Raw genomic sequence first — 1,268 nt, forward strand, 5'->3', positions numbered from 1 at the left:
TATCAAGAAAGTCCCGTACGCGCAAATGTGACGCAAGAACAGCCTAAAACTAAAACCAACAGCATTCAAGATTATCTTAAGCGTCAACAGAATAAATAGTCTTTAACAAAGCAATCATTAGATAGTTTGAATAAAAAAGCCAGTATTTCGATACTGGCTTTTTTGTTTTTTAAAAAAGTAAAAAAATAAAAGGTTGATGGTTAATAAATAGGCTTTAGTCATAATTTAGCTAAGATTGAGCATTTGTTACGTTATAAAAATAAACGTTAAAATAATGACGATAAGTGTTATCAATCAAAGAGATAAGCAAATTAACGCTTTTTAGCGCTAGCGAAATAGGGTCGGGTAATGCTACACTATGGCAATTGTAACAAAATATGTGAGAAGACAGCCATGAACCAACGAACCATAAAAACAGCAATAGCCGTTACAGGTACTGGTCTTCATAGTGGTCAACCTGTTGACTTAGAGTTTCATCCGCAGCCTATTAATACTGGCATTATTTTTGAGCGTTCTGATATAGCAGGTAGCGAACCGATTCCTGCCAGTGCCTTTTTGGTACAAGATACCATGATGTCATCGAACTTAGTATTTGGTGGCACGCGTGTGGGTACCGTTGAGCATTTGCTCAGTGCGATAGCAGGGCTAGGGGTTGATAACCTATTAATCCGCGTATCAGCGTCGGAGATCCCGATTATGGACGGTAGCGCCGCGCCATTTGTAGGTTTGCTACTGCAAGCAGGTTTCTGTGAACAAAAAGCAGCAAAGCGTTTTATTAAAATTGTGCGTCCTGTCCGCGTCAAAGTTGATGACAAATGGGCAGAGCTGCGTCCTTATGATGGTTTTGAGTTAAATTTCGAGATTGATTTTGACCATCCTGCTATTAATAAAGATTTTCAGCATGCACAACTGCAGTTTTCGACGCAAAATTTTATTGAACAGTTAAGCTCAGCGCGTACTTTTGGTTTTTTACGAGATATCGAGGCTCTACGCCAAAATAACTTGGCGCTAGGTGGCAGTATGGACAATGCGATTGTTATTGATGATGCCAATATTCTTAATGAAGAAGGTCTACGTTTTAACGATGAATTCGTGCGTCATAAAATTCTCGATGCTTTAGGCGATTTATACCTCATTGGCTATCCTATTTTAGGTCGTTTTAATGCTTATAAATCTGGTCACGCATTAAACAATATGTTGGTACGCGAGATATTATCCGATCCTAGTAACTTTGAAATTGTAACTTTTGATGACAATGTAAGTTGTCC

At 38.4% G+C, this 1,268-nt stretch carries 2 protein-coding genes; both read left to right on the forward strand.

Features of this window, described 5'->3' with window-relative positions; translation table 11 throughout:
* The coding region (locus tag V7D75_RS14650; protein WP_442968929.1) for a hypothetical protein at nt 1-99 on the forward strand (99 nt) is incomplete at its 5' end.
* Between the two features lie 294 nt (nt 100-393).
* The coding region (lpxC, locus tag V7D75_RS06235; RefSeq protein WP_333613846.1) for a UDP-3-O-acyl-N-acetylglucosamine deacetylase at nt 394-1,268 on the forward strand (875 nt) is incomplete at its 3' end.

The organism is Psychrobacter sp. (assembly GCF_036731945.1).
In the GTDB taxonomy this organism is placed as follows: Bacteria; Pseudomonadota; Gammaproteobacteria; order Pseudomonadales; family Moraxellaceae; genus Psychrobacter.